The sequence below is a fragment of the Pseudomonas lini genome (assembly GCF_030812475.1).
GTDB classification, from domain to species: domain Bacteria; phylum Pseudomonadota; class Gammaproteobacteria; order Pseudomonadales; family Pseudomonadaceae; genus Aquipseudomonas; species Aquipseudomonas lini_A.
On the sequence record NZ_JAUSSR010000015.1, the window covers coordinates 40,820 to 62,860 of the forward strand.

17 protein-coding genes are annotated in these 22,041 nt (G+C 60.4%); 4 read left to right on the forward strand and 13 right to left on the reverse strand.

The window, feature by feature from the left end:
* Window positions 1-147: 147 nt before the first annotated feature.
* The 8 genes from J2W17_RS25375 to J2W17_RS25410 all read right to left on the reverse strand — a co-directional run bounded on the left by J2W17_RS25375 (window position 148) and on the right by J2W17_RS25410 (window position 7,800).
* A complete protein-coding gene (locus J2W17_RS25375) occupies window positions 148-2,352 on the reverse strand; it encodes an OsmC domain/YcaO domain-containing protein (protein ID WP_307341111.1) in 2,205 nt (734 codons plus the stop codon).
* 154 nt (window positions 2,353-2,506) lie between these two features.
* On the reverse strand, window positions 2,507-3,664 hold the full coding sequence (locus J2W17_RS25380) for a glutathionylspermidine synthase family protein (RefSeq protein WP_307341114.1): 1,158 nt from the start codon (window positions 3,662-3,664) through the stop codon (window positions 2,507-2,509).
* 12 nt (window positions 3,665-3,676) lie between these two features.
* Complete coding sequence (locus J2W17_RS25385; RefSeq protein WP_307341116.1) at window positions 3,677-4,405, reverse strand: DUF1190 domain-containing protein; 729 nt, start codon at window positions 4,403-4,405, stop codon at window positions 3,677-3,679.
* A gap of 18 nt (window positions 4,406-4,423) precedes the next feature.
* Entirely contained in the window at window positions 4,424-4,852 is a 429-nt protein-coding gene (locus tag J2W17_RS25390) for a DUF350 domain-containing protein (RefSeq protein WP_307341118.1), read from the reverse strand.
* Between the two features lie 14 nt (window positions 4,853-4,866).
* The gene (locus J2W17_RS25395) at window positions 4,867-5,541 is read right to left on the reverse strand and encodes a DUF2491 family protein (RefSeq protein ID WP_307341120.1); all 675 of its coding nucleotides are present in this window, start codon (window positions 5,539-5,541) and stop codon (window positions 4,867-4,869) included.
* Between the two features lie 144 nt (window positions 5,542-5,685).
* Complete coding sequence (locus J2W17_RS25400) at window positions 5,686-6,384, reverse strand: PspA/IM30 family protein (protein WP_307341122.1); 699 nt, start codon at window positions 6,382-6,384, stop codon at window positions 5,686-5,688.
* Between the two features lie 13 nt (window positions 6,385-6,397).
* The gene (locus J2W17_RS25405) at window positions 6,398-6,979 is read right to left on the reverse strand and encodes a YjfI family protein (protein ID WP_307341429.1); all 582 of its coding nucleotides are present in this window, start codon (window positions 6,977-6,979) and stop codon (window positions 6,398-6,400) included.
* 266 nt (window positions 6,980-7,245) lie between these two features.
* Window positions 7,246-7,800 carry a cysteine hydrolase family protein gene (locus J2W17_RS25410; protein ID WP_307341126.1) on the reverse strand — a complete coding sequence of 185 codons (555 nt, stop codon included), beginning with the start codon at window positions 7,798-7,800 and terminating at the stop codon, window positions 7,246-7,248.
* 101 nt (window positions 7,801-7,901) lie between these two features.
* On the opposite strand from J2W17_RS25410, the gene J2W17_RS25415 reads away from it, so the two are divergent.
* The 3 genes from J2W17_RS25415 to J2W17_RS25425 all read left to right on the forward strand — a co-directional run bounded on the left by J2W17_RS25415 (window position 7,902) and on the right by J2W17_RS25425 (window position 11,071).
* Window positions 7,902-8,897, forward strand: coding sequence for a GlxA family transcriptional regulator (locus tag J2W17_RS25415; protein ID WP_307341129.1), 996 nt, complete (start codon window positions 7,902-7,904; stop codon window positions 8,895-8,897).
* A gap of 316 nt (window positions 8,898-9,213) precedes the next feature.
* The gene (locus tag J2W17_RS25420) at window positions 9,214-10,323 is read left to right on the forward strand and encodes a DUF3182 family protein (RefSeq protein ID WP_307341132.1); all 1,110 of its coding nucleotides are present in this window, start codon (window positions 9,214-9,216) and stop codon (window positions 10,321-10,323) included.
* The gene (locus J2W17_RS25425) at window positions 10,313-11,071 is read left to right on the forward strand and encodes an alpha/beta hydrolase family protein (RefSeq protein ID WP_307341135.1); all 759 of its coding nucleotides are present in this window, start codon (window positions 10,313-10,315) and stop codon (window positions 11,069-11,071) included. The genes J2W17_RS25420 and J2W17_RS25425 overlap by 11 nt, the downstream gene beginning before the upstream one ends.
* A 45-nt stretch (window positions 11,072-11,116) precedes the next feature.
* Here J2W17_RS25425 and J2W17_RS25430 read toward each other — a convergent pair whose 3' ends face one another.
* Genes J2W17_RS25430 through J2W17_RS25445 form a run of 4 tightly spaced genes read right to left on the reverse strand, consistent with a single transcriptional unit; the run spans window position 11,117 to window position 15,103 of the window.
* Window positions 11,117-12,103, reverse strand: coding sequence for a lysylphosphatidylglycerol synthase domain-containing protein (locus J2W17_RS25430; protein WP_307341137.1), 987 nt, complete (start codon window positions 12,101-12,103; stop codon window positions 11,117-11,119).
* Complete coding sequence (gene clsB, locus J2W17_RS25435; RefSeq protein ID WP_307341141.1) at window positions 12,103-13,386, reverse strand: cardiolipin synthase ClsB; 1,284 nt, start codon at window positions 13,384-13,386, stop codon at window positions 12,103-12,105. Before clsB ends, J2W17_RS25430 begins: the two co-directional genes overlap by 1 nt.
* Window positions 13,383-14,180 (reverse strand): endonuclease/exonuclease/phosphatase family protein, encoded by a 798-nt coding sequence (locus J2W17_RS25440; protein ID WP_307341145.1) that lies wholly within the window; start codon window positions 14,178-14,180, stop codon window positions 13,383-13,385. The genes clsB and J2W17_RS25440 overlap by 4 nt, the downstream gene beginning before the upstream one ends.
* Window positions 14,177-15,103, reverse strand: coding sequence for a DUF72 domain-containing protein (locus tag J2W17_RS25445; protein WP_307341148.1), 927 nt, complete (start codon window positions 15,101-15,103; stop codon window positions 14,177-14,179). Before J2W17_RS25445 ends, J2W17_RS25440 begins: the two co-directional genes overlap by 4 nt.
* Before the next feature lie 308 nt (window positions 15,104-15,411).
* On the opposite strand from J2W17_RS25445, the gene J2W17_RS25450 reads away from it, so the two are divergent.
* Window positions 15,412-17,529 carry a mechanosensitive ion channel family protein gene (locus J2W17_RS25450; protein WP_307341151.1) on the forward strand — a complete coding sequence of 706 codons (2,118 nt, stop codon included), beginning with the start codon at window positions 15,412-15,414 and terminating at the stop codon, window positions 17,527-17,529.
* Between the two features lie 135 nt (window positions 17,530-17,664).
* Here J2W17_RS25450 and J2W17_RS25455 read toward each other — a convergent pair whose 3' ends face one another.
* Window positions 17,665-21,981: a DEAD/DEAH box helicase gene (locus J2W17_RS25455; RefSeq protein ID WP_307341155.1), complete on the reverse strand. Its 4,317-nt coding sequence runs from the start codon at window positions 21,979-21,981 to the stop codon at window positions 17,665-17,667.
* Between the last annotated feature and the right edge of the window lie 60 nt (window positions 21,982-22,041).

Consider the following 22,041-nt stretch of genomic DNA (forward strand, 5'->3'; position numbering starts at 1 on the left):
CTGGACTGGTCGGGGGTTTTCTTTTGCACACCGTTTTGTAGGAGCCGGCTTGCTGGCGATTCAAACACCTCGGTTTAGCAGATAAACCGCGTAATCGTTCATCGTCGGAGCGCCGCCCGCAGCAAGCCGGCTCCTACAGGATTGCGGTCAACGGGATGAAGTCGTTACGTTGGCCCGTGCCGAGTGCAGTTTCTTGTAACTCTCGATCAACCGCAGGTGCCGATCGAGGCCTTCCAGTTTCATGCTGGTTGGCGTCAAGCCATGGAAGCGCACGCTGCCGTTGACCGATCCGATCACAGCATCCATCCGCTCGTTGCCAAACATCCGGCGGAAGTTGGCCTCGTAGTCTTCCAGTTCCAGGTCTTCGTCCAGCTTCATCTCCAGCACCACGTTGATGGCCTGGTAGAACAGGCCGCGCTCAACCGTGTTGTCGTTGTACTGCAGGAACATTTCCACCGCTTCTTTCGCCTCTTCATATTGCTGCAGGGCGAGATAAATCAGCAGCTTCAGCTCCAGGATCGTCAGCTGACCCCAAGCGGTATTGTCATCGAATTCGATGCCGATCAAGCTGGTGATGTCGGTGTAGTCGTCCAGCTCGCTTTCCACCAGACGCTCGACCAGCGCTTGCAGTTCTTCTTCGTCCAGGCGATGCAGGTTCAGGATGTCGGCGCGGAAGAACAGCGCTTTGTTGGTGTTGTCCCAGATCAGATCGTCTACCGGATAAATCTCCGAATAGTCCGGCACCAGGATGCGGCAGGCCTTTGCGCCGATATGCTCGTAGACCGCCATGTACACTTGCTTGCCCATGCCTTCGAGAATGCCGAACAAGGTCGCGGCTTCCTCGGCGTTCGAGTTTTCACCCTGGCCGGAAAAGTCCCACTCCACGAACTCGTAGTCCGACTTCGAGCTGAAGAAGCGCCACGACACCACGCCGCTGGAGTCGATGAAGTGCTCGACGAAGTTATTCGGCTCGGTCACCGCATGGCCTTCAAACGTTGGCTGGGGCAGGTCGTTGAGGCCTTCGAAGCTGCGGCCCTGCAGCAGTTCGGTCAGGCTGCGTTCCAGCGCCACTTCCAGGCTCGGGTGCGCACCGAAAGAGGCGAACACACCGCCGGTACGCGGGTTCATCAGCGTGACGCACATCACCGGGAACTCACCACCCAGGGACGCATCCTTCACCAGCACCGGGAACCCCTGTTCCTCCAGCGCCTGGATGCCGGCCAGGATCCCGGGATACTTTGCCAGCACGTGGGCCGGCACATCCGGCAGGGCAAACTCACCTTCGATGATTTCGCGTTTTACCGCGCGCTCGAAGATCTCCGACAGGCACTGCACCTGGGCTTCTGCCAGCGTGTTACCGGCACTCATGCCGTTGCTCAGGAACAGGTTTTCCACCAGGTTGGACGGGAAATACACCACCTCGCCGTCCGACTGGCGCACGTACGGCAGCGAGCAGATGCCGCGCTCTTCGTTGCCCGAGTTGGTATCGATCAGATGAGAACCACGCAGCTCGCCGTCGCGGTTGTAAATCTTCAGGCAGTACTCGTCGAGAATCTCCGCCGGCAGTGCATCTTTACGGCCAGGCTTGAACCAGCGCTCATCCGGGTAGTGCACAAACGCTGCGTTGGCGATGTCTTCGCCCCAGAACTGATCGTTGTAGAAGAAGTTGCAGTTGAGTCGCTCGATAAACTCGCCCAACGCCGACGCCAACGCGCCTTCCTTGGTCGAGCCTTTGCCGTTGGTGAAGCACATCGGCGAGTGCGCATCGCGGATATGCAGCGACCACACATTGGGCACGATATTGCGCCACGAGGCGATTTCAATCTTCATGCCCAGGTCCGCCAGGATGGCCGACATATTGGCGATGGTTTGCTCCAGCGGCAGATCCTTGCCGGCAATATAAGTGCTCGCCGCTGAGTCAGCAGCAGGCATCAGCAACGCCTGGGCATCGGCGTCGAGGTTGTCCACCTCTTCGATGACAAACTCGGGCCCGGCTTGCACCACTTTTTTCACGGTGCAACGGTCGATGGAGCGCAGGATGCCCTGGCGGTCCTTGTCCGAGATATCCGCCGGCAACTCGACCTGAATCTTGAAAATCTGGTTGTAGCGGTTTTCCGGATCAACAATGTTGTTCTGCGACAGGCGGATGTTTTCGGTGGGGATACTGCGAGTGTCGCAGTACAACTTCACGAAATAGGCCGCACACAAAGCCGATGAAGCCAGAAAGTAGTCGAACGGACCCGGTGCCGAGCCATCGCCCTTGTAGCGGATAGGTTGATCGGCCACCACCGTGAAGTCATCGAACTTGGCTTCAAGTCGAAGGTTGTCGAGAAAGTTGACCTTGATTTCCATGGGGGATTACCAGAATAACGGCTAGACATTTGGCCGCCATTATCCGGCTTTTCAGCGGTAAGTCTTGTAGTTGTCCGGTCCTGAGCCAGGTTTACACCTGCTTAACCCTGCCGGCCGATGCACGGCACCGGCCTTTTCATGAGCGATCAATTGTTCAGTCGAGGATCAGGTGTGGCAGGAAACGGCTCGAATCCTTGGTAATCAAGCTGTTGTCCTCACGCACACCAATCCCCGCGGCCTGATCGCCGATTACCCACGAGCCGATCAAGGTGTAGCTGTCGCCAAATTGCGGCAGTGGCGCAAATTCTTGAAGGATAAACGGCGCGTCCGTATAGGGACCGTCCTCTTTGACGATCAGGCCGTCGGCGGTTTGCAATTCGATGTTGGCGCCTTCCCGCGAGAAAAACGGCTTGCGCACCCAGCCCTTGGGCACCGCTTTGGTGGCGTCGGTATCCAGGTGCGCGGCGAGCAGATTCGGGTGACCTGGGTTGAACGACCACAGCAGCGGCAGGATGCCTTTGTTGGAGAGGATGGATTTCCAGGCCGGCTCGAAAAACTGCGTGTCACTCCGGGCAATCGCTGCCCCAAAGGGCTCGTGAAAGATGAACTCCCAGGCGTGTAGCTTGAACAGGTGGGGAATCCAGCGATCTTCAAGATCGACGAAGCGTCCGTCACTGGTGAGGCCAATGTCTTCTATGTCGATGTGGCGCGATTCAATGCCGACCTTCTCTGCGATCAGGCGCAGGTAGTCGGTGGTGCCCTTGTCTTCGACCGAGTCTTTCATCGAAGCGAAATAGAAGGGTTGCTGGAGTTGCAGTTGCGCAAAGGCCTGATGCAGCTTGGTATCGATGCTGTTGAACTGGTCGGCATGCCCGGGCAGCAAACCGCGCTCGATGCATTGTTCCAGCCAGCCCCACTGAAACGCAGCGGCCTCATACAGGCTGGTCGGCGTGTCGTAGTTGAGCTCCAGCAACTTGGCCGGCCCGGTGCCGTCGTAGGAGAAATCCATGCGCCCATACAGGTGCGGGTGGCCTTCGAGCCATGAAGTACGAATCATGTCGAAGAATGGCGCGGGAATGCTCAGGCGCTCCAGCAGCTCTTCGCTCTGCACTACGCGGGCCACCAGATCCATGCACATCTCATGGATCTCGGTGGTCGGGTCCTCGAGGTCGTTCTCGATCTGCTTGAGCGTGAACTGGTAATACGCGCTCTCGTCCCAATAAGGTTCGTCATCGATGGTATGGAACAGAAAGCCAAGGCTGTCGGCGGTCTGTTTCCAGTCATGTCGCTCTGCGCAGAGGATTTTCTTCATGGCACGGTTTCCTTAACTGCTCGAGCCGCCAAAACTCTTGCCCGAGCCGCCCCAGCCACTGCGTGCACTGGCCTTGCTGCCGAAACCGCCACGGGAGGTGGACGAGGCAACGGAAACCGGTTTGCTGGCGGAACGAATGGAGTCGGCGTAGTTGCTGCTGCCGTATCGCGCCTGATTGGATTTGGTAAAGGTCGAGCCCTTGGCAATCCGCTGGCCGAGCGTCGAAGACGCATAACTGCCGCGGTCATCGCGGTAGCGGTACACCGGTTGGGAGTGATAGCTGTTGCGGTTGTTGCTCAGCATGTTGCCGATCAGCAAGCCGGTCAACAGGCTGGTGCCAGAGAACCCCGAACCGCCACTGTTCGCTTCCGAGGCTGGCAATTGAGCCTTGGCAGCGTCCACCTGGGATTGCGTCACCTCGCCATCGGCGCTCAGTTCGAAGCCTCCGAGCTTGGGGATGAACTTGCCGGCGGAGTCCTGCTGGCACCAGTCGGCGACAAAGTCGGCATCGCAGTCGGCCTGGTTGTCGTATACCGGCGCAAGGCGGCGATGCTCAGCCATGGCGGCCATGTAGGCGTCGGAGCAGACGTCGACCGGAAGCTTTTCATCGGCACATTGCTGAACGGACTGGAAGTTGTACTTCTTCTGCACCGGGTAGGTTTTTTCAGCCACCCCGCAGCCTGATATCGCCATGGCGACCGACGCTGCCAGTGACAGCTGAACGTACTTGCTTCGTTTCATCGGGAGCTCCGTGCGCAATCAGTTCTGGGAAGGGGTCATGCAGGCGGCGTTCAACATGCCGACGCTGATGGCCACGGCAGCGACATAGATGCCCGCCGCGATTTCGCCTTTTTTGATGCGTTCAGAAGTGCCTTTGAGCACCAGACTGGTCATCAGGAATGCCAGCAATTGCACGAGCGCGGCGATTACCGTCCAAACAACGAAATCCAGAATGCTGATCGAGTAGGCGATCACATTGCTGGCCGGAATCGCGAATCCAATGATGGCGCCGCCGAAGGCGATTGCGGCCGCCACGTTGCCTGCACGGATCAGTTGGAACTCTTTGTGCGGGGTGATTCGGGTGTAGACGAACTGGAATAGCGCAAACAGCACCGCGGCACCCAGGATGTACAACACAAACCCGAGCACGGCGGCTTTGTTCAGGGAGATGGAGAGTGCTTCTAGCATGGACTGTTTCCTTTTTAAATAATGCTCAGGTCGGTGGTGTACAGCGACATCCCCAGCGAAGTACTCAGGCTGACGGTGCCCTCGGCGTCCTCTTCGACGGAAAACAGCAGGAACTCCCGGCGCTCGGTCAGGCCGGTTTCGCGGGCATACAACATCGAACGGTGCTCGATGCTGTAGGACTCGTCCGGATTGCGCAGCTGTTCGCTCATTGCCACCAATTCCGTCTGACCGTTCTCGGTGCCCCATTCGCGGGTGTATTCGACGCCGTTGTGGGTGTAGGTCGGCAGCCCGATCAGGCTTTCAGGGCCTGCCAACCGACGCAGCTCCGCTTCGCTGCCGAGGGTGAGGTAACTGAGGTAATTGAACAGGATCACCGACTCGACCTGGCCGGCGATGTCGCCGGTGGTGTGCACTTGCAGCCAGTAGTCTTCGTCGTTCATGTAATAGCGCGACAGCCAGGTCGACTGCCCGAGGTCGATGGTGCCTGTGCTCCAGATCTGCTGGGAGTCCGGGATGACCACCGTGGTTTTTTCGTCGAGCAGCAATTTCAGGGTGCTGTCGAACATCACGCCCTTGCCCATTGCCAGTCCCAGTGGGCCGGTGGTCGGCAGGGTATCGTAGGAAGTCCATTTCGATTCTGTCTTCGCTTTCGGCGCTTCAAGCCCCATCAGCTGTTTAAACCATCCCATTGGAGATTTCCTTCCCTGTAGGAGCGAGCTTGCTCGCGATGGACGTTAACGATTACGCGTGCTGTCTGGATTGACGCGTAGTCCTCACGTTTTTCGTCGGAACGCCGCCCGGAGCAAGCTCGCTCCTACAGGGATCCGCGCTGTTTACTGGGTCGTTTTTTGCTTCAGGCGCTCAAGAATCGCATTGGCGCTGCCGGTGTCCGGGGTGATGCCGGCTTCGCGCAGCTTGCGCTCCAGGTCGGTGCCGGTCGACGCCTCGGCCAATTGGTCCTGGGCTTGCAACTCTGCGGCGCGTTGCTGCTGCTTTGCCTGCAGACGGTTCAATGTACCGACGGCGGTTTCCAGCTTGCCATTGGCGCCGCCGCTGGCGATCGAAGCGCTGACCTGGGCGTTCTGGACGCTTTCGCGCGCCTTGGCCATGTCCACTTGCTGGCGCAGGCTTTTGATGCGGCTTTCGGCCTTGGTGATGTCTTTACGCATGCTGTCCGCGTAACCGCCAAATTCGGTGGCCTGTTTTTGCTCGACTTCCAGTTCGCCGGTCAGGGTCGAAATGGCTTCGGCCACTTCCAGTGCCAGGTCTTCGCGGTTGGCCTGGATCGCGGCCATGGCCTTGGATTCCAGGTCCTTGATCTTGGCGTTGTGCTCGCTGACGCGGTCGGTCGACAGTTTGTGCTTGGCCATGATGGTGACCAGCTGGCGCTTGGCGTTGGCCAGGGCGCTGTCAGCATCGCGAATTTCCTGGTCGAGGATGCGCAGGGCCTGTTGGTCGGCGATGGCCTCGCCGGCTTCGTTGGCACCGCCGCGCAGCGCGGTGAACAATTTGCTCCAGATGGACTGAGTCATTGGGATTCCCGAATTAATTGAAGAAACGTTCAAAGGCTTCGCTGGCGCGCTGGACGTTGTCGACGATGGCTTTGACCTCGGTCACGACGTTGGTCAGGCTCGAGTCGGAGCTCAGCGCGCCGAACATGTTGTAAACGACCTGCCCGTTGGGCATGGTTTCGATCCCGATCGAAGACAGCGGGAACATTTCCCTGCTGCGCAGCACGGCATCATTGAAGGCCGGCACATCTTTGATCGACTCGACATCAACCAGAACGGTATCCACGATGATCTGATCGCCCACCACTGCGATGTAAATCGGCAAGCCACCGAAGTCGTTCATTTGCAGCTTGATGCTGGGCTCGGAGCCTTGAGCGAGGGAGAGGGTGATGTCGTTCGAGACCACTTCGTCCAGAACTTGAAGGGCGCTGTAAAGGCGATCGATGTTCCAGTTGTTTCCTGCGCTCATGTAATTCTCCGATATGAATGAGCCAGCCCGAATCGGTTGGCGTAGCTGTTTCTCCATCTGCTTGAGCAGGCTCCGGTTTTCGGGAAGCACCCAAGTCTCGTGTTTTACGTAACCGGCAGCACCCAGGCCCGCACGCATCTGCTTCATGTAGAAACTCGACGGTTTTTTTGCGGAGGATTTCGAGCGCTCTCCCTTACGGCTCGCTGAATCGGGTGCAGACCCGTCAGGCGGATCTGATGGGGAGCTGCAGTTCATGGTGCCGACCTCGTTGTGCACACTCACGCGTCAAGACACTACAGGCAATATTTTCCGCCCTCAACAACTCACGCGTGAGATTTTATGACAGGCGTGCGGGCATAAAAAAAGGCCAGTAGCGTGCGAACGCAACTGACCTGTGGGTGTTGAGGGCCTTTTTAGTCGCGAGCGGCCAGGAATTCGTCAGTAGACACCACGCTGGCGTAGGCAAAGCCCAGGGCCGACATGAAGGCCGCATGCACGTGGGCAGCCGGAACGGTAAGACCGTTGAATTCCAGGTCGCGGGAGGCACAGGCGTCGTGAATGACCGTGACGGTGTAACCCATGTCGGCAGCCGCACGGGTAATGCCGTCGACGCACATGTGGCTCATGCTGCCGACCACCACCAGTTCCTTGATGCCTTGCTCGTCGAGGATCGATTTCAGTTCGGTTTCGCGAAACGAATTGACGAAGTGCTTGAGCACGACCGGCTCGTCGGCGCGGTTGAGGACTTTGGGATGCAACTTCGCGCCATCGGAACCGGGCGTGAAAAACGGCGCGTCGTCGGAGGTGAATTCGTGACGGATGTGTACCACCGAATCACCGGCGTCACGGAAGGCTTTGATCAAGCGTACAGCGTTGTCCGCCGCGGCATCGGCGCCGACCAATGGCCACTTGCCTTGGGGGAAGTAGTCGTTCTGGATATCGACTACGATGAGTGCTTGTCGGGTCATGACTGTTTCCTCGAAGTGTATGTTGGTGTGCAATGGAGTATCGGGTCTGGCCGGCCGCTCGAGGATTGGCCGCACCGACAATAGCAGGGGGAAAACTGACAATGGACGCAGAAAGGGCAATCGTCGAACTGGCTGTGTTGATCTATCCCGGCGCGCAAATGGCGGCGGTGCATGGGCTGACGGACTTGTTCGCCGTGGCGAACCGGATTGCCGCCGAGCACCAGAGTGCGCAGTTGCCGCAGTTGCGGATCAGCCATTGGCAGGTCGATGGCGAGCAGGTGCCCGAACGGGTTTATGACAGTCATCCGGTCCTGGACAGCCCTTTGGTTGCAGTGTTGATCCCCCCGTCGATCGCCGGTTTCTCCGAAGGTCAGGCGCCGCTGGCGTTGATCCGCTGGCTTCGCCAGCAACATGCCAATGGCGCGATCCTGGGCGGCGTCTGCGTGGGCTCGATTCTGTTGGCCGAAAGCGGTTTGCTCGACGGTCGTAGCGCCACCACGCACTGGACCTCGGCCAAGACGTTCGCCGACCGTTACCCGGCGATCAGGCTCAAGGCCGACACGCCCATCGTCGATGACGGCGACTTGATTACGACTGCCGGTTTGATGGCCTGGTCCGAACTGGGTCTGCGTCTGGTGAATCGTTTGCTCGGGCCGAGTATCGCCACCAGCACCGCACGCTTCCTGGTGGTGGAACACAGCGACAGCGCCAGCGAGTGCGGCAGCAATTTTTCACCGATTCTCAGCCATGGCGATGCGTCGATACTCAAGGTTCAGCATTGGCTGCAAGGCACTGGCGCGACCGATGTGTCGCTGACGGGGATGGCCGAGCGGGCAGGGCTGGAAGAGCGCACCTTCCTGCGCCGGTTCCGCACGGCGACCGGCTTGAAACCTACCGAGTATTGCCAGCATTTGCGGGTGGGCAAGGCTCGGGAAATGCTTGAGTTCACCAACGCTACAATCGATCACATCGCCTGGACGGTCGGGTATCAGGATCCCGGGGCATTTCGGGCGACGTTCAAGAAGATTACCGGGTTGGCGCCGAGTGATTATCGGGCGCGATTTGGGGTGTCTCCGACTGCGGCGTTGACTCGGTAGCCAGTATCACAGCGGATCAACTGTGGGAGCGAGCCCGCTCGCGAAGAGGGAGTGTCAGTCAACTGAAATATTGACTGACACACCGCTTTCGCGAGCAGGCTCGCTCCCACATTTTTGATTCGTGCCAATCGTGCCAATCGTGCCAATCGTGCAAAATGCAGGAGTTTTGAAAGGTTTCGTGCAGATTAAAGCAGGCCTGGTGCCACTATCTTCAGCGTATCTGTTTGATTCGAAGGCTTTTTCTTCCTGGCCACCCTTGGCCTGATCTCTGCACCTTAACAACCACATTCATCACGTGCCGACTGAAGGGGGATGCATGACCCCAACAAACCGTAACAGACTGGTGGTCGCCCATTCGGTGCGCCCCGACGCTCCACTGCACGAAGTCGAAACCAATCGCGCGCTGGCCCGTTGGCTGGCGCAAATCCTCGGGCTCAAATTCGGTGACAGTTACGACCCTGAATTACACCGCGGCCACGACCTTTATCTGTTACCGACCCAGACCCTGGTAGGGGCCGCGGCCGCCCTAGAGCTGGGCGTGAGGGGGCCGGATGATATGTGGGGCGGTTACGTCGACCACGACTTCATCTGCACCAAGGCCATCAGCCACGGGTTGCGCAGTAAAAACGCCCACGCCCCGCAAGGCTGGTCGCCGCTGTTTTCCGAACGCGTGCGTAACGTAGTGCTTGATGGCCTCAGTGTGTTTTCGCTGGACGATGCGCGTCCCGCGGCAGAACATCTCCTCTACGCCGGCCCCATTCGCCTCAAGCCCATCCATGCCTGCGCCGGCCGCGGTCAGGAAGTGATCAGAAGCCTCGACCAGTTTGATGCGGTTCTTGCCAGGCCCGATGCCAAGGCGCTGTTCACCGATGGCGTGGTGCTGGAGCAGGATCTGGACGATGTCATTACCCACAGCGTCGGCCAGAGCTTCTTCGGCGACAGAGTATTGAGTTACTGCGGTGATCAATACTTGACCACGGATGGTCAAGGCGAGCAGGTTTATGGAGGCTCCAATCTGCTCGTGGTGCAGGGTTATTATGACGACTTGCTTGAATTGGCACTGCCGGACGATGTGCGGCTGGCGATTCAGCAAGCGCAGGTTTTCGACAGTGCCGCGGATGAATCGTATCCAGGTTTCTACGCCTCCCGGCGCAACTACGACATCGCGCAGGGACTGGACAGTAACGGCAAACGGCGCAGCGGCGTGCTGGAACAATCCTGGCGCATGGGCGGTGCCAGCAGCGCCGAAGTGGCAGCGTTGCAGAGCTTCATCAACGATCCGGGGATGCGTGCGATTCGCGTGTCTTCGGTGGAGAAGTACATCGATCAGCCCCTGCCCGCGGACGCCATCGAGGTCTACCGTGGGCCGGCGCAGAACAGTGATTTTCTACTCAAGTACGTAACGGTTAAATCCTATGACGGCTAGAAGCGAAACCATTCAGATCGACATCGACGATGAACAGATGACCGGGACCTTTCTCAGTCCCAAATCGAAAGTCCCTGGCGTGTTGTTCGTGCACGGTTGGGGCGGCAGCCAGGAGCGGGATCTGGAGCGGGCGAAAGGCATTGCCGGCCTTGGCTGTGTGTGCCTGACGTTCGACTTGCGCGGACACACGGGTGGCACCGGGATTCCACTGACACGGGTGACACGTGAGGACAACCTGCGCGACCTGCTGGCGGCCTATGACCGGTTGCTCGCCCATCCGGCGCTCGATACCTCGGCGATTGCCGTCGTGGGCACCAGCTATGGCGGTTATCTGGCGTCGATCCTGACCTCCTTGCGCCCCGTTCGCTGGTTGGCGCTGCGGGTGCCGGCGCTGTATCGCGACGATCAATGGAACACCCCCAAGCGTGACCTGGACAAGCTTGACCTGCGTGACTATCGCAGTACGCTGGTTCGCGCCGACACTAATCGCGCGCTGCATGCCTGTTCGCAATTTACCGGGGATGTGCTGCTGGTCGAGTCCGAAACCGATGACTATGTGCCGCACGCCACCATCATGAGTTACCGGGCGGCGTGTCAGCAGACGCATTCCCTGACACACCGGATTATCGACGGTTCGGATCACGCCTTGAGCGACCCGGTGTCGCAACAGGCGTATACCTCGATCCTGGTGGACTGGATTACCGAGATGGTGGTGGGTGAGCGGTTGAGCATTATTCAATCCAGTTGAGGTTGCGGCGTTCCGACGAAGGCGGCATCCGCTCCACCACAACGCTCAAGATGGTTTCTTTGCAATCCGCAGCGACTTGGCCTTGGCTTCGACAACCAGATACATCACCACCGTAATCAACAGCGGCAAGATGAAATAGATCGCCCGATACGCCAGCAGTCCCGCCACCAGACTCCCCCGTGAAACCTCATGTTGCAGCAGCGCCACGAACACCGCCTCCAACACCCCGAGCCCGGCAGGAATATGCGTGATCACGCCGGCGATGGCACTGATCAACAGCACCCCAAGCACCAGCGGATAATCCAGTTTGCTCGGCAGCAGGGTGAAAATCACGGCAGCCATCAGCGACCAGTTCAGCGCGCCAAGAGCCAATTGCAGGATCGCCATGCGCAGCGATGGCAGGTTGATTTCCACCCCGCGGATCGACCATTCCCGACGCCGGGAAAACTGACAGGCCACCAGGTATCCCGCGCTCACCAACAGCAACAACACCCCCACACCTTGCAACGCGCCGGTGCTCAGCTTCCAGCCCGGCGGCATCCGCACCAGCCCGCTGGTGAACACTGCACCGGCAATGACCATGTAACCGAACCAGTTGGTCGCCAGACTCAGGCCGAGGATCTTCGCGATGTTGCCTTTGCTCACCCCGAGACGTGAGTACAGGCGATACCGCATGGCAACGCCACCGACCCAGGCGCTCAGGTTGAGGTTGAAGGCGTAGCTGATAATGCCCACCGGCAGTATTTGTTTCCAGGTCAGGTCCTGGCGAATGTAAGTTCGGCCGATCAGGTCGAAGCAGGCGTAAACCAGAAAGCTCACCAGCGTCAGCCCGGACGCGATGATCAGCGTGCGCACCTTGAAATCAGCGAGGTTGTTGAACACTTCGTCCCATTCGATTCGCTGGGCGAGCATCGTGAACAGTACGATCAGCGCGAGGAAAAACAGCATCGTCAGCGGTTTTTTCCAACGGCTCCAGCGCGACTTGTGCGGATGGTCGGCGTGGGTCGCCGGCTGTGTTTCAGAGTGGCTCATCAGGTGTCACTCCGGGCGGTGTGGGAAAAAGGTTTAAGGCGCGGCTTGTGCGCCGGCAGCCAACCGGCCCAGGCCGGAAAGTGCCGCAGGAAGTGGAACACCAGGAAGCCGACGGTCATGTGCCAGACCCGTCCACGGGGGGACTTGTCTGCGGACATGGCCTTGCAGTGATTGTCACTCAGGTCCTCGAGGCGCTCGGACAGTATCCGGTTAAAGGCGCGATCGCGGATCAACACGTTGGCTTCCAGGTTCATGGACAGGCTCAATGGATCGAGGTTGCTCGAACCCACCGTGCTCCAGTCCTCATCCACCAGCGCGACTTTGCCGTGCAGTGGGCGGTCGCAATACTCAAATATCTGCACACCGGACTTGAGCAGGTAGTCATAGGTCATGCGCGCCGCAAGTTTGGCCACCAGCATGTCGGGCTGGCCTTGCAGAATCAGGCGCACATCGACGCCACGCCGGGCCGCGTTGCGGATTTCGCGCAGCAGGCGATACCCCGGAAAGAAGTAGGCGTTGGCGATCACAACCCGCCGTTGGGCGCTGCGCAGCACCTGGCGATAAACCTCTTCGATATCGGTCGTATGCTCGCCATTATCGCGATAGACAAGACGCACCTGGCCGTCGTGATCGGTGAAGGCCAGTTCCTGGCGCCGCTGCCGGCGACGTTGCCACCAGTATTTGGCCCGGGCCGGCCGGCCGCTTTGCAGCAGGGCGAAGTGATGGATATCGGCTACTGCCGGGCCTTGCACTTCCACCGAGTAATCCTGTTTGGCCTCGGGGCCGAAGTCAGCCAGGTGGTCGGCGGAAAAGTTGATCCCGCCAATGAACGCAATCGTGCCATCGACCACCACTATCTTGCGGTGCAGGCGACGGAACCAATTGGTACGAATGCCGAAGTGCTTGGGCGCGGGATCGAATATCTGGATACGCACGCCGGCCTCGCTCAACGCCGCGAGAAAGGCGGTGCTCAATTCGCCGCAGCCAAAACCGTCGAGACTGGCGGTGACCCGCACGCCGCGTTTGGCGGCATCGATCAGCACCTGTTGCAGTTCATTGCCGACCTTGTCCTCGAAGACGATGAAGGTTTCCAGGAGGATTTCACTCTTGGCCTGGCGCATGACCTCGAACACCCGGGGGAAATACGCTTCGCCATTTTCCAGCAGCTCCACGAGATTGTTGCCTTGCCAGCCGTACTCGACGTCGACCGTGCCGGGTGCATGGGCGGGCGGGGTTGTGGATAAGTGTTCCACACTGGTCTTTTCCATCGACGGGCTGCTCATAGCTCGATCTCCACCGATAACGGTGCGTGATCGGAAAGGTGGGACCAGGGACGTGCCGCCAGCACTTGCGGGCGACTGGCCTTGAGGTTGCGCACATAGATGCGGTCCAGGCGCAATGCTGGCAGGCGTGCAGGGAAACTGCGCGCCGGTTTGCCGTGCAGTTCGGCGAACACTTCTCGCAGACCACAGGGTTTGAGCAGCGCATCGGCGCGCTGGCGCCAGTCATTGAAGTCACCGGCAACCACCACCGGGGCATCGGCCGGCAGCTCTGCAAGACGGCTGGCCAATAGCTTGAGCTGTGCATTACGGTGACTTTCGCGCAGGCCCAGGTGGACGCAAATGGCGTGCACTTCCTGACCGTCGCCGGGCAGGCGCAGCACGCAATGCAGGATGCCCCGGTTCTCATGACCGCTGATGGACACATCGAGATTGTCATGGCGAATGATCTGGAATTTCGACAGCAGCGCATTTCCGTGATCGCCCGCCGGGTAGACTGCATTGCGCCCGTAGGCGAACTGCGGCCACAGGGTGTCGGCGAGGAATTCATACTGCGGTATTTCGGGCCAGTTGCTGTATCGCGCCGGATGATGTTCGTGGGTGCCGTGAACCTCCTGCAAGAACACCACGTCGGCCGACACGCTACGCACCGCTTCGCGCAATTCGGGCAGGATGAAGCGTCGGTTCAAGGCGGTGAAGCCCTTGTGGGTGTTGACTGTCAGTACGGTGAACCGACTGACCGGCTCAATGGTTTGTGCCTGGTCATCCGCTACGCTGAGCTGCTCGGAACTGTTCATGGCAGCACTCCTTCGGCAGCAGGCTCGCCGGGGGCTGTGGTGAGGGTTTTATCTAGATGGAAGCGCTGCAGCAGGCTGCGCGCGTCGAAGGGCGCGCGGACCTTGATGTCGTTATCGAAATAGCAGAACACCTCGCGGGATTTGCGCACCTTGGGCTTTTGCTTCGGCGCGATCAACTGTGGATCGCTCGGTTGCTTGCCCTGGTGCCAGGCCTCGATGCGATCGCCCCAGCGTTTCAGCGCTTGTGGCGTGTAACCGCTGGCGTAGAGTTCTTCGGCGCCGTGCAGGCGAAGGTAGACGAAGTCGCTGGTGATATCTTCGCGGTAAGGCCATTTGCCGGCGGTATCGGCGATGACCAAGGCAGTGTCGTAGCGTTTCAGTAGACGGACGAAGGCCGGGTCGACGAAGCTTTCATGGCGAATTTCCACGGCATGACGCAACGGCTTTTTCTTGTAAGCCTTCAGGCTGGCGTGACCATTCACGTGCGAATCATGCTGACGGGCGAGGGCGGCGGCCTGTTCGGTGTCGTGGGGCAGTTGCTGCAGGAACGTCTCGAACAACTCGGCATTGAATTTTAAGTTGGGCGGGAATTGCCAAAGGATCGGACCGAGTTTGTCCTTGAGTTCCAGCACCCCGGAGGCGAAAAAGTTCGCCAGGGGTTTGTGGATGTCACGTAGGCGCTTGATGTGGGTGATGAAACGTGGCGCTTTGACACTGAACACGAAGCCCGTCGGCGTTTCGGTGTACCACTGGGCATAACGTTCGGGCCGTTGCAGGGCGTAAAACGATCCATTGATTTCGATACTGTTGACGGCCCGCGACGCGAATTGCAATTCGCGCTTCTGGGCCAGCCCCTTCGGGTAGAAATCCCCCCGCCAGGGCGTGTACCGCCAACCTGAAATGCCAATGTGAATCGCCGCCATATCGCCTCCCGTCTAATGGTCTTCGGACTGCCTGATCTTTTGATGACTGCGGGACGAGCAACAAAGTTTCGACGGAATTACGGGCGGTAAAACACTTTGAAGTACACAATCGATCAATTGTGGGAGCGAGACCGTCTTGTCACACGGCCCCCTGTAGGAGCTGGCTTGCCAGCGAAGGCAGTCTCAACTACACCACATCATTCAAGGGCCCCATTCGCCAGCAAGCCGGCTCCTACAGAGCGGTCCGTGAACTTGCCTGCCATTTGTCAATCAGTTCCTTACAGATCCTTTAGACGGAGCTCCGCGTTTTGCTCAAATTCAAGACCGCGATACTGCTGGGGGCGTTGCTGATTCTGGGTAGCAACGAGCTGGAAGCCGCCACACTGCCGGGTGTTCCTGACGCCACGGAGGAAGCCGCAAAGCCCGAGCCACTGGTGCAGGGCGGCCTGCTCGGGGCTATCAGTTCCAGCATCGACGACGTTCAGGATAAGCTCGACCTCAACGAAAACCTGGTCGACGCCTGGCGCCTGCGGGCCGATCGGGCGGTGGATGAAGTGGACAAACTGGTCAACCGGCCCTCGAGTCGTTCAGGCTGGAGCGTGGCGGGTGATTTTCTGACGTTGTCCGGTGTCTGGCTCGGCGTCTTTGCCTTGCTCACCGTGCTCGGTGGCCTTCTTGCCACACGGCTGAACCAGGGGCGCTGGCTGCGGACCCGCCAACGCAGCCAGGATTTGCTCACCTACTTGCTGCCTTACACCTTGCCTGCCGTGATCTGCCTGCCGTTGACACTCTATGTCAGCCACTTCCTGCCAGCTTCGGTGGGTCGCGCCCTGGCGTTGTGTTTCGCCTATGCCACCAGCAGCGGCATTTTCTCCACGTCGATGCTGCTTTGCGTGATTGTCATGTTCAACACCGGACACAAACGCGCAGCGGTGCAGATCATTCGCGATTACTGCCCCAAACCCCTGTTCCTGATCGGCTTCCTCGCAGCGCTCAGCGACGCCTTGACCAGCCCGCAAATCGCCCGACAACTGGGCGGTAACATCACCAGCAGCATCGCGGTGTTTACCGGTCTGTTTGCCTCGATCATCTTCGGTTTGCTGGTGATCCACCTGCGTCGTCCGGTGGCGCACCTGATCCGCAATCGGCCGCTGGCTCAACGTCTCAAACAGCCTTCGCTGCAGGAATCGCTGCGGATTTTTTCCGGGCTTTGGTTCTGGCCGATCCTGCTGATGGTCATGGTCTCGGCGATCAACCTGATCGGCGTCGGCGAGGACAACCAGAAGGCGCTGCGCTGCGCGCTGTTCACCACCATTTTGCTGATTGCCGCGGTATTCCTCAGCACGATTTTCCAGCACATGTTCAAGTCGAGCCAGGCCGAAGCGCTCAAGCGCAGCAGCGCCTACAAGGAACGCTTTCTCAGCCTGCTGCACGCCTTGTCGCGGATCGTCATGGCCGTGGCTTTCATTGAAGTCCTCGGGCGGATCTGGGGGGTGTCGCTGTTCGAATTCGCCGAACGCAACTCGGTGGGCCGCGCGATCAGCGATTCGTTGAGCAGCATCGGTCTGATCTTTCTGGTCACCTGGCTGCTCTGGGTGGTACTCGATACGGCGATCCAGGAAGCGCTGAAACCGCCGGTCAACAAGCGCGCGGCGCAGCCCAGTACGCGGGTCAAAACCATCCTGCCGCTGCTGCGCAACGCGATCAAGATCATCCTGGTGGTGATCTGTGCGATCACCACCATGGCCAACCTGGGCATCAACGTCGCGCCGCTGCTGGCCGGTGCCGGGGTGGTCGGCCTGGCCATCGGTTTCGGCTCGCAGCAATTGGTGCAGGACGTCATCACCGGGCTGTTCATCATCATTGAAGACACCTTGTCGATCGGCGACTGGGTGGTGCTCGATTCCGGTCATGCCGGGACGGTCGAAGGGCTGACCATCCGCACGTTGCGCCTGCGTGACGGCAAGGGGTTCGTGCATTCGGTGCCGTTCGGCCAGATCAAGGCGGTGACCAACCAATCGCGGCAATTCGCGTATGCGTTTTTCTCTGTACAGTTCACCTACGACACCGACGTGGACAAGGCCATCGAACTGATCCGCGAGGCGGGTGATTCGATCCGTGACGATGCGTTCCTCAAGTACAACCTGCAAGGGCCGCTGGATGTGTTCGGCGTCGACAAGATGGACCTCAACGGGGTGGTGCTGACGGCGCAGTTCCGTACCGTGTCGGGCGGTCAATATGCAGTGAGTCGGGCGTTCAATCAGCGCTTGAAAAAGCTGGTGGATAACAGCCCTTGGGTGCATTTCGCGCAGACTTATCCACAGCAGGTGTTGATGCCCGGGCGGCAGGTGCATGAGCCGGAGGATGAGGGGACGATGGTGGAGCATTCGTCGGTGTTGTTGCCGGATCAGCCGCGAACTCAGTGATTTGTGGTGGAGTTGCTGGCCTCTTCGCGAGCAGGCTCGCTCCCACAGGGGACATGTGTCGGTCACAAAACCTTGCTCAAACACAGATCAACTGTGGGAGCGAGCCTGCTCGCGAAGAGGCCCCGCCAGACGACATCAATGCCGGATCAGCTTGCTACGCACCTCGGCACTGGCTTGCTGATCCAGCTCCAGCCAAAAATGCTGTTTGCCGGCAATCTCCGCAGCCACCGGCAACCCGTCGCGATACACCAACCGATTACTCGCCAACGCCGGCACTTTCGCTCCGGGTAAAAGCGTACCCGCGAGATTCAGCGGATCAACCCCGCACACTGCTACCAGACTCCCGTCATGGGGCCGGCGCCGAACTTCGCGCAGCAACGGAATCGCTTCAGGCAATGCGAACTGCTCGCCCGCCAGACCACTGACAAACCGCCCGCCACGAATTTCACCCCGTGCCTCCAATCGGTGGAAGGTACGCAGCAATTCCCGCCAGCTCGGCAACCAGTCCGCTTCGCGTTCCAGCAGGCGCCAGAACACTACGCCATAGCGGTGCAGCAAGGTCATGGCGATATGTTCAAGGGTATCGGCCGGCGTCGGCGCCGCACGTTTGCCATCCACCACCGGCGCGGCAGCAGCGCGGCGCAGCAGGGCCCAGCGCCCGGCATCGTCCATCCCGCCGACAAACGCCCCGCGCCCGCGTCGGCTGCTGCGGGCCTGGCGTTTACTGGCCGGGGTGATCAGCGCTCGCAGGCCGGCGAAACTGTCGGCGTTCACCAGACCGGCCCCTACCAGCTCCTGCAAGGCGATTTCCAGCTCCGAACGCAGCAGGTGCGCCTCGTGCATCAGCTCATCGAAAAACAGTGCGCCATGCTGGCTGAGGGCCTGGTGAACCTTTTGGGTTTTCGGTGACAGATCGTCGACCGGGGTTTGCTCGGTCAGGCTGCTCCACAACCCCACCTGGCTGCGCGGCAACAGCAGAATCGGCGTGCTGCGCAGCGCCGTGCTGGCGCTCTTGTTGCGCGCGGTCAGGCGGGTCCAGACCAGTTTGCCGCTGCGGCACAGATCATCCAGCCAGCTCGCCGAATACCCTTTGATTCGTGCCGGCAGAATATCGCTGTCCCAGGCTGAAGCGGCGGCCGGGTAGCCTTCGAACTGAGCGACAATCGCCGGCAACACAGCGCTGCCCTGGCCTTGGGTCGTCGGGGACAGATGCTGCCAGTCAAACAGGAAACGGATGAAATCCTGCAGCGCCACCGGCTCGATTTCCCGCCGCAGACGCTTGACCGTGTAGCGATGGATGCGCGCCAGCAGATGCCGCTCGCACCATTCTTCCCGTGCCGCACCGGGCGTGAATTGGCCGCGCAGCACATAACCTTCGCGCTCCAGTTGAGCCAGTGCCTGGGTGACTTGAGTCGCGGGTAAGTCCAGAGGTTCGGCAATCGCTTGCAGCGGCAATGGACCAAAAGCACTGAGCCGTGCGCGAACCACTTCAAGTGCCGCAGCGTCCGCCTCCCAGGCTTCGTCGAAACCCGGCAATGCCTGCAGCGGCGGCGACAAGGGGGCCTGTGGATAAATAGCCTGCACACAGGTCAGCCGCTCCAGCGCCAGCCATACCGATTGCGCCGGGTTGATTTGCAAACGGCTGGCGCGGCCGCTGTCGGTCAAGGCGTCGAGCCATTCGCGCCAACGGGGATTGGCCTGTGCCTCGGCATCGCTGATGCACGCCAGGCTCATCAACGCCTCATGCATTTCATCGATGCCCGTGGGCGCGGGCCAGGCTTCGTCGCGCACGGCCTGGATCGCCTCGGCATCCAGCGCCCCGAGGTCGTCAGTGGATTGCGGATCGGTCCACCGACGATTGAGCACGGCTTGCGTGCGACGTTCTTCCAGCGGCGCATCGTCGAGAAAGGTGTAGGGCCGGGCGCTAAGGATTTCTGCCGCCAGCGGCGAGGGGGCTGGCAGGTCGCGGCTGATCAGGCGCACGTCGCCACGCTCCATGCGGCGCAACAAGGCCAGCCAGCCTTCGCAGTCCATGGCTTCGTGGAGGCAATCGTCGAGGGTCTGCTCCACCAGGGGATGCTCGGGAATCTCCCGTTCGCCGGCGAGGTTTTCCACGCAGGCACTTTGGTCGGGAAACACACTGGCGATCAGGTCTTCGCTCTTCATCCGCTGGATCTGCGGCGCGACTTTGCGTCCACCGGTATAACGCGGCAGTGCCAGCGCCACCCCGGCATTCCAGCGCCAACGTACGCCGAACAGCGGCGCTTCGAGCACCGCTTGAGTCAGGATATGCTCGGCGCTGTTGCTGTGCAGATAACGCCAGACCTCATCCAGCTCAAAGCTGTGGCTGCTGGACAGCGACAGCACGATGGCATCTTCGCTGGCGGCCGCCTGCAATTCGAAGTTGAAGGTGCGGCAGAAGCGCTTGCGCAGGGCCAGGCCCCAGGCGCGGTTGATGCGGCTGCCAAACGGGGTGTGAATGATCAGTTGGGTGCCGCCCGACTCGTCGAAAAACCGCTCCATCAGCAGCGTGTCCTGGGAGGGCAGGGCGCCGAGGGTCAGACGTGCACGGGCCAGGTAATCCACCAGTTGATCGGCGCTGGCCAGATTGAGGCCCAGGGTGTCGGTCAGCCAGTCGAGCGCGGGTTGCAAATTCCCGGGTGTGGCGCCCAGCAGGTCATCAAGTTGCCCTTGCAGGCGAGCCACGGCGAACGACAGTTCATCGCTGCGACCGGGCGCTTCGCCGAGCCAGAACGGGATGGTCGGCGGTTGACCCTGAGCGTCTTCGACCCGGACCTTGCCGGTTTCGACCCGCAGGATCCGGTAAGAGGTGTTGCCTAGCTGGAAGACATCGCCGGCGATGCTCTCCACCGCAAAGTCTTCGTTGACGCTGCCGATGTTCAGCCCTTGAGGCTCCAGCAGCACGCTGTAGTCGGCGTTGTCCGGGATGGTCCCGCCGCTGGTCACGGCGGTCAGTTTGCTGCCCCGGCGACCGCGCAGCGTGCGGGTCACGGCGTCGCGGTGCAGGTAAGCGCTGCGAACGCCCTGACGCCCGTTGTAGCCGTCGGCGAGCATGTGCAGCAGCGCCAGATAATGCTGTTCGTCGAGTTCGGCATAAGGTGAAGCCCGGCGGAACATCTCCAGCAATGCCTGCTCCTGCCATTCCTGACAGCTGACTTCAGCGATGATCTGTTGCGCAAGTACGTCCAACGGTGCCCGGGGAATCTGCAAGGTATCGAGTTCGCCGCGACGCACGCAGTCGAGCAGGGCGATGCATTCGATCAGGTCGTCGCGGGTGGTGGCAAACAATCGCCCCTTGGGCGTGCCGCCGACCTGGTGCCCGGAGCGGCCGACCCGTTGCAGGAACCCGGCAATCGAGCGCGGCGAAGCGATCTGGCAGACCAGGTCGACGTCGCCGATGTCGATCCCCAACTCCAGCGAGGCAGTCGCGATCAGCACTTGCAGGTCGCCGCGCTTGAGCCGTTGCTCGGCGTCGAGGCGAAATTCCTTGGCCAGGCTGCCGTGGTGGGCGGCGACCGCGTCCTTGCCCAGGCGCTCGCTCAAGTGCCGACTCAGGCGCTCGGCCAGGCGCCGGGTGTTGACGAAGACCAGCGTGGTGCGGTGCTCGCGGGCGAGGGCGGCGAGGCGGTCATACACCAGCTCCCAGACGTCGTTGGCCATGACCGCCGACAACGGCACGGGCGGCACTTCAATATCCAGATCCCGCGGCCGGGCGTGGCCGATATCGATGATTTCGCAGGCACGATCGCGACCGACCAGAAAACGCGAGACCGCGTCGATCGGCTTTTGCGTGGCGGACAGGCCGATGCGCATCAAGGGTTGCGTGCACATTGCCTGCAAGCGTTCCAGGCTCAGGGCCAGGTGGCTGCCGCGTTTGCTGGCGGCAATGGCGTGGATCTCGTCGACGATGACCGTACGAGTGGTCTTGAGCATTTGCCGACCGGAGTCAGAGCCGAGCAGCACGTACAGGGATTCGGGCGTTGTCACCAGAATGTGCGGCGCCGTCCTGCGCATGGCCGAGCGGTCTTTTTGCGGCGTATCGCCGGTGCGCACGGCGGTTGTGATCTGCAGTTCGGGCAGGCCCATCACGCGCAGTTGTCCGGTAATGCCGGCCAAGGGGGTTTGCAGGTTGATCTGGATGTCGTTTGACAGGGCTTTGAGCGGCGAGACATAGACCACCAGGGTTTCGTCGGGCAGGCCATCGGCGGTTTCCAGGCCGCGGTGGACCAGGTCGTCGATGACCGCGAGAAACGCGGTGAGGGTCTTGCCGGACCCGGTGGGTGCGGCGATCAATGTGGAACGATGCTGGCGGATCAACGGCCACGCCCGGGCCTGGGCGGCGGTGACCGTCGGGAAAGTGTTACGGAACCAGGCACTGACGGCGGGGTGGAAGCCTGTCAGGGCGCTGTCTGCGGGGATGGGCAGGTTCATGGAGTAATTTATGCGGGTGGGGGTGGTAAGTTGCAAGTACCGCTCAAGCTCTCTATTGGC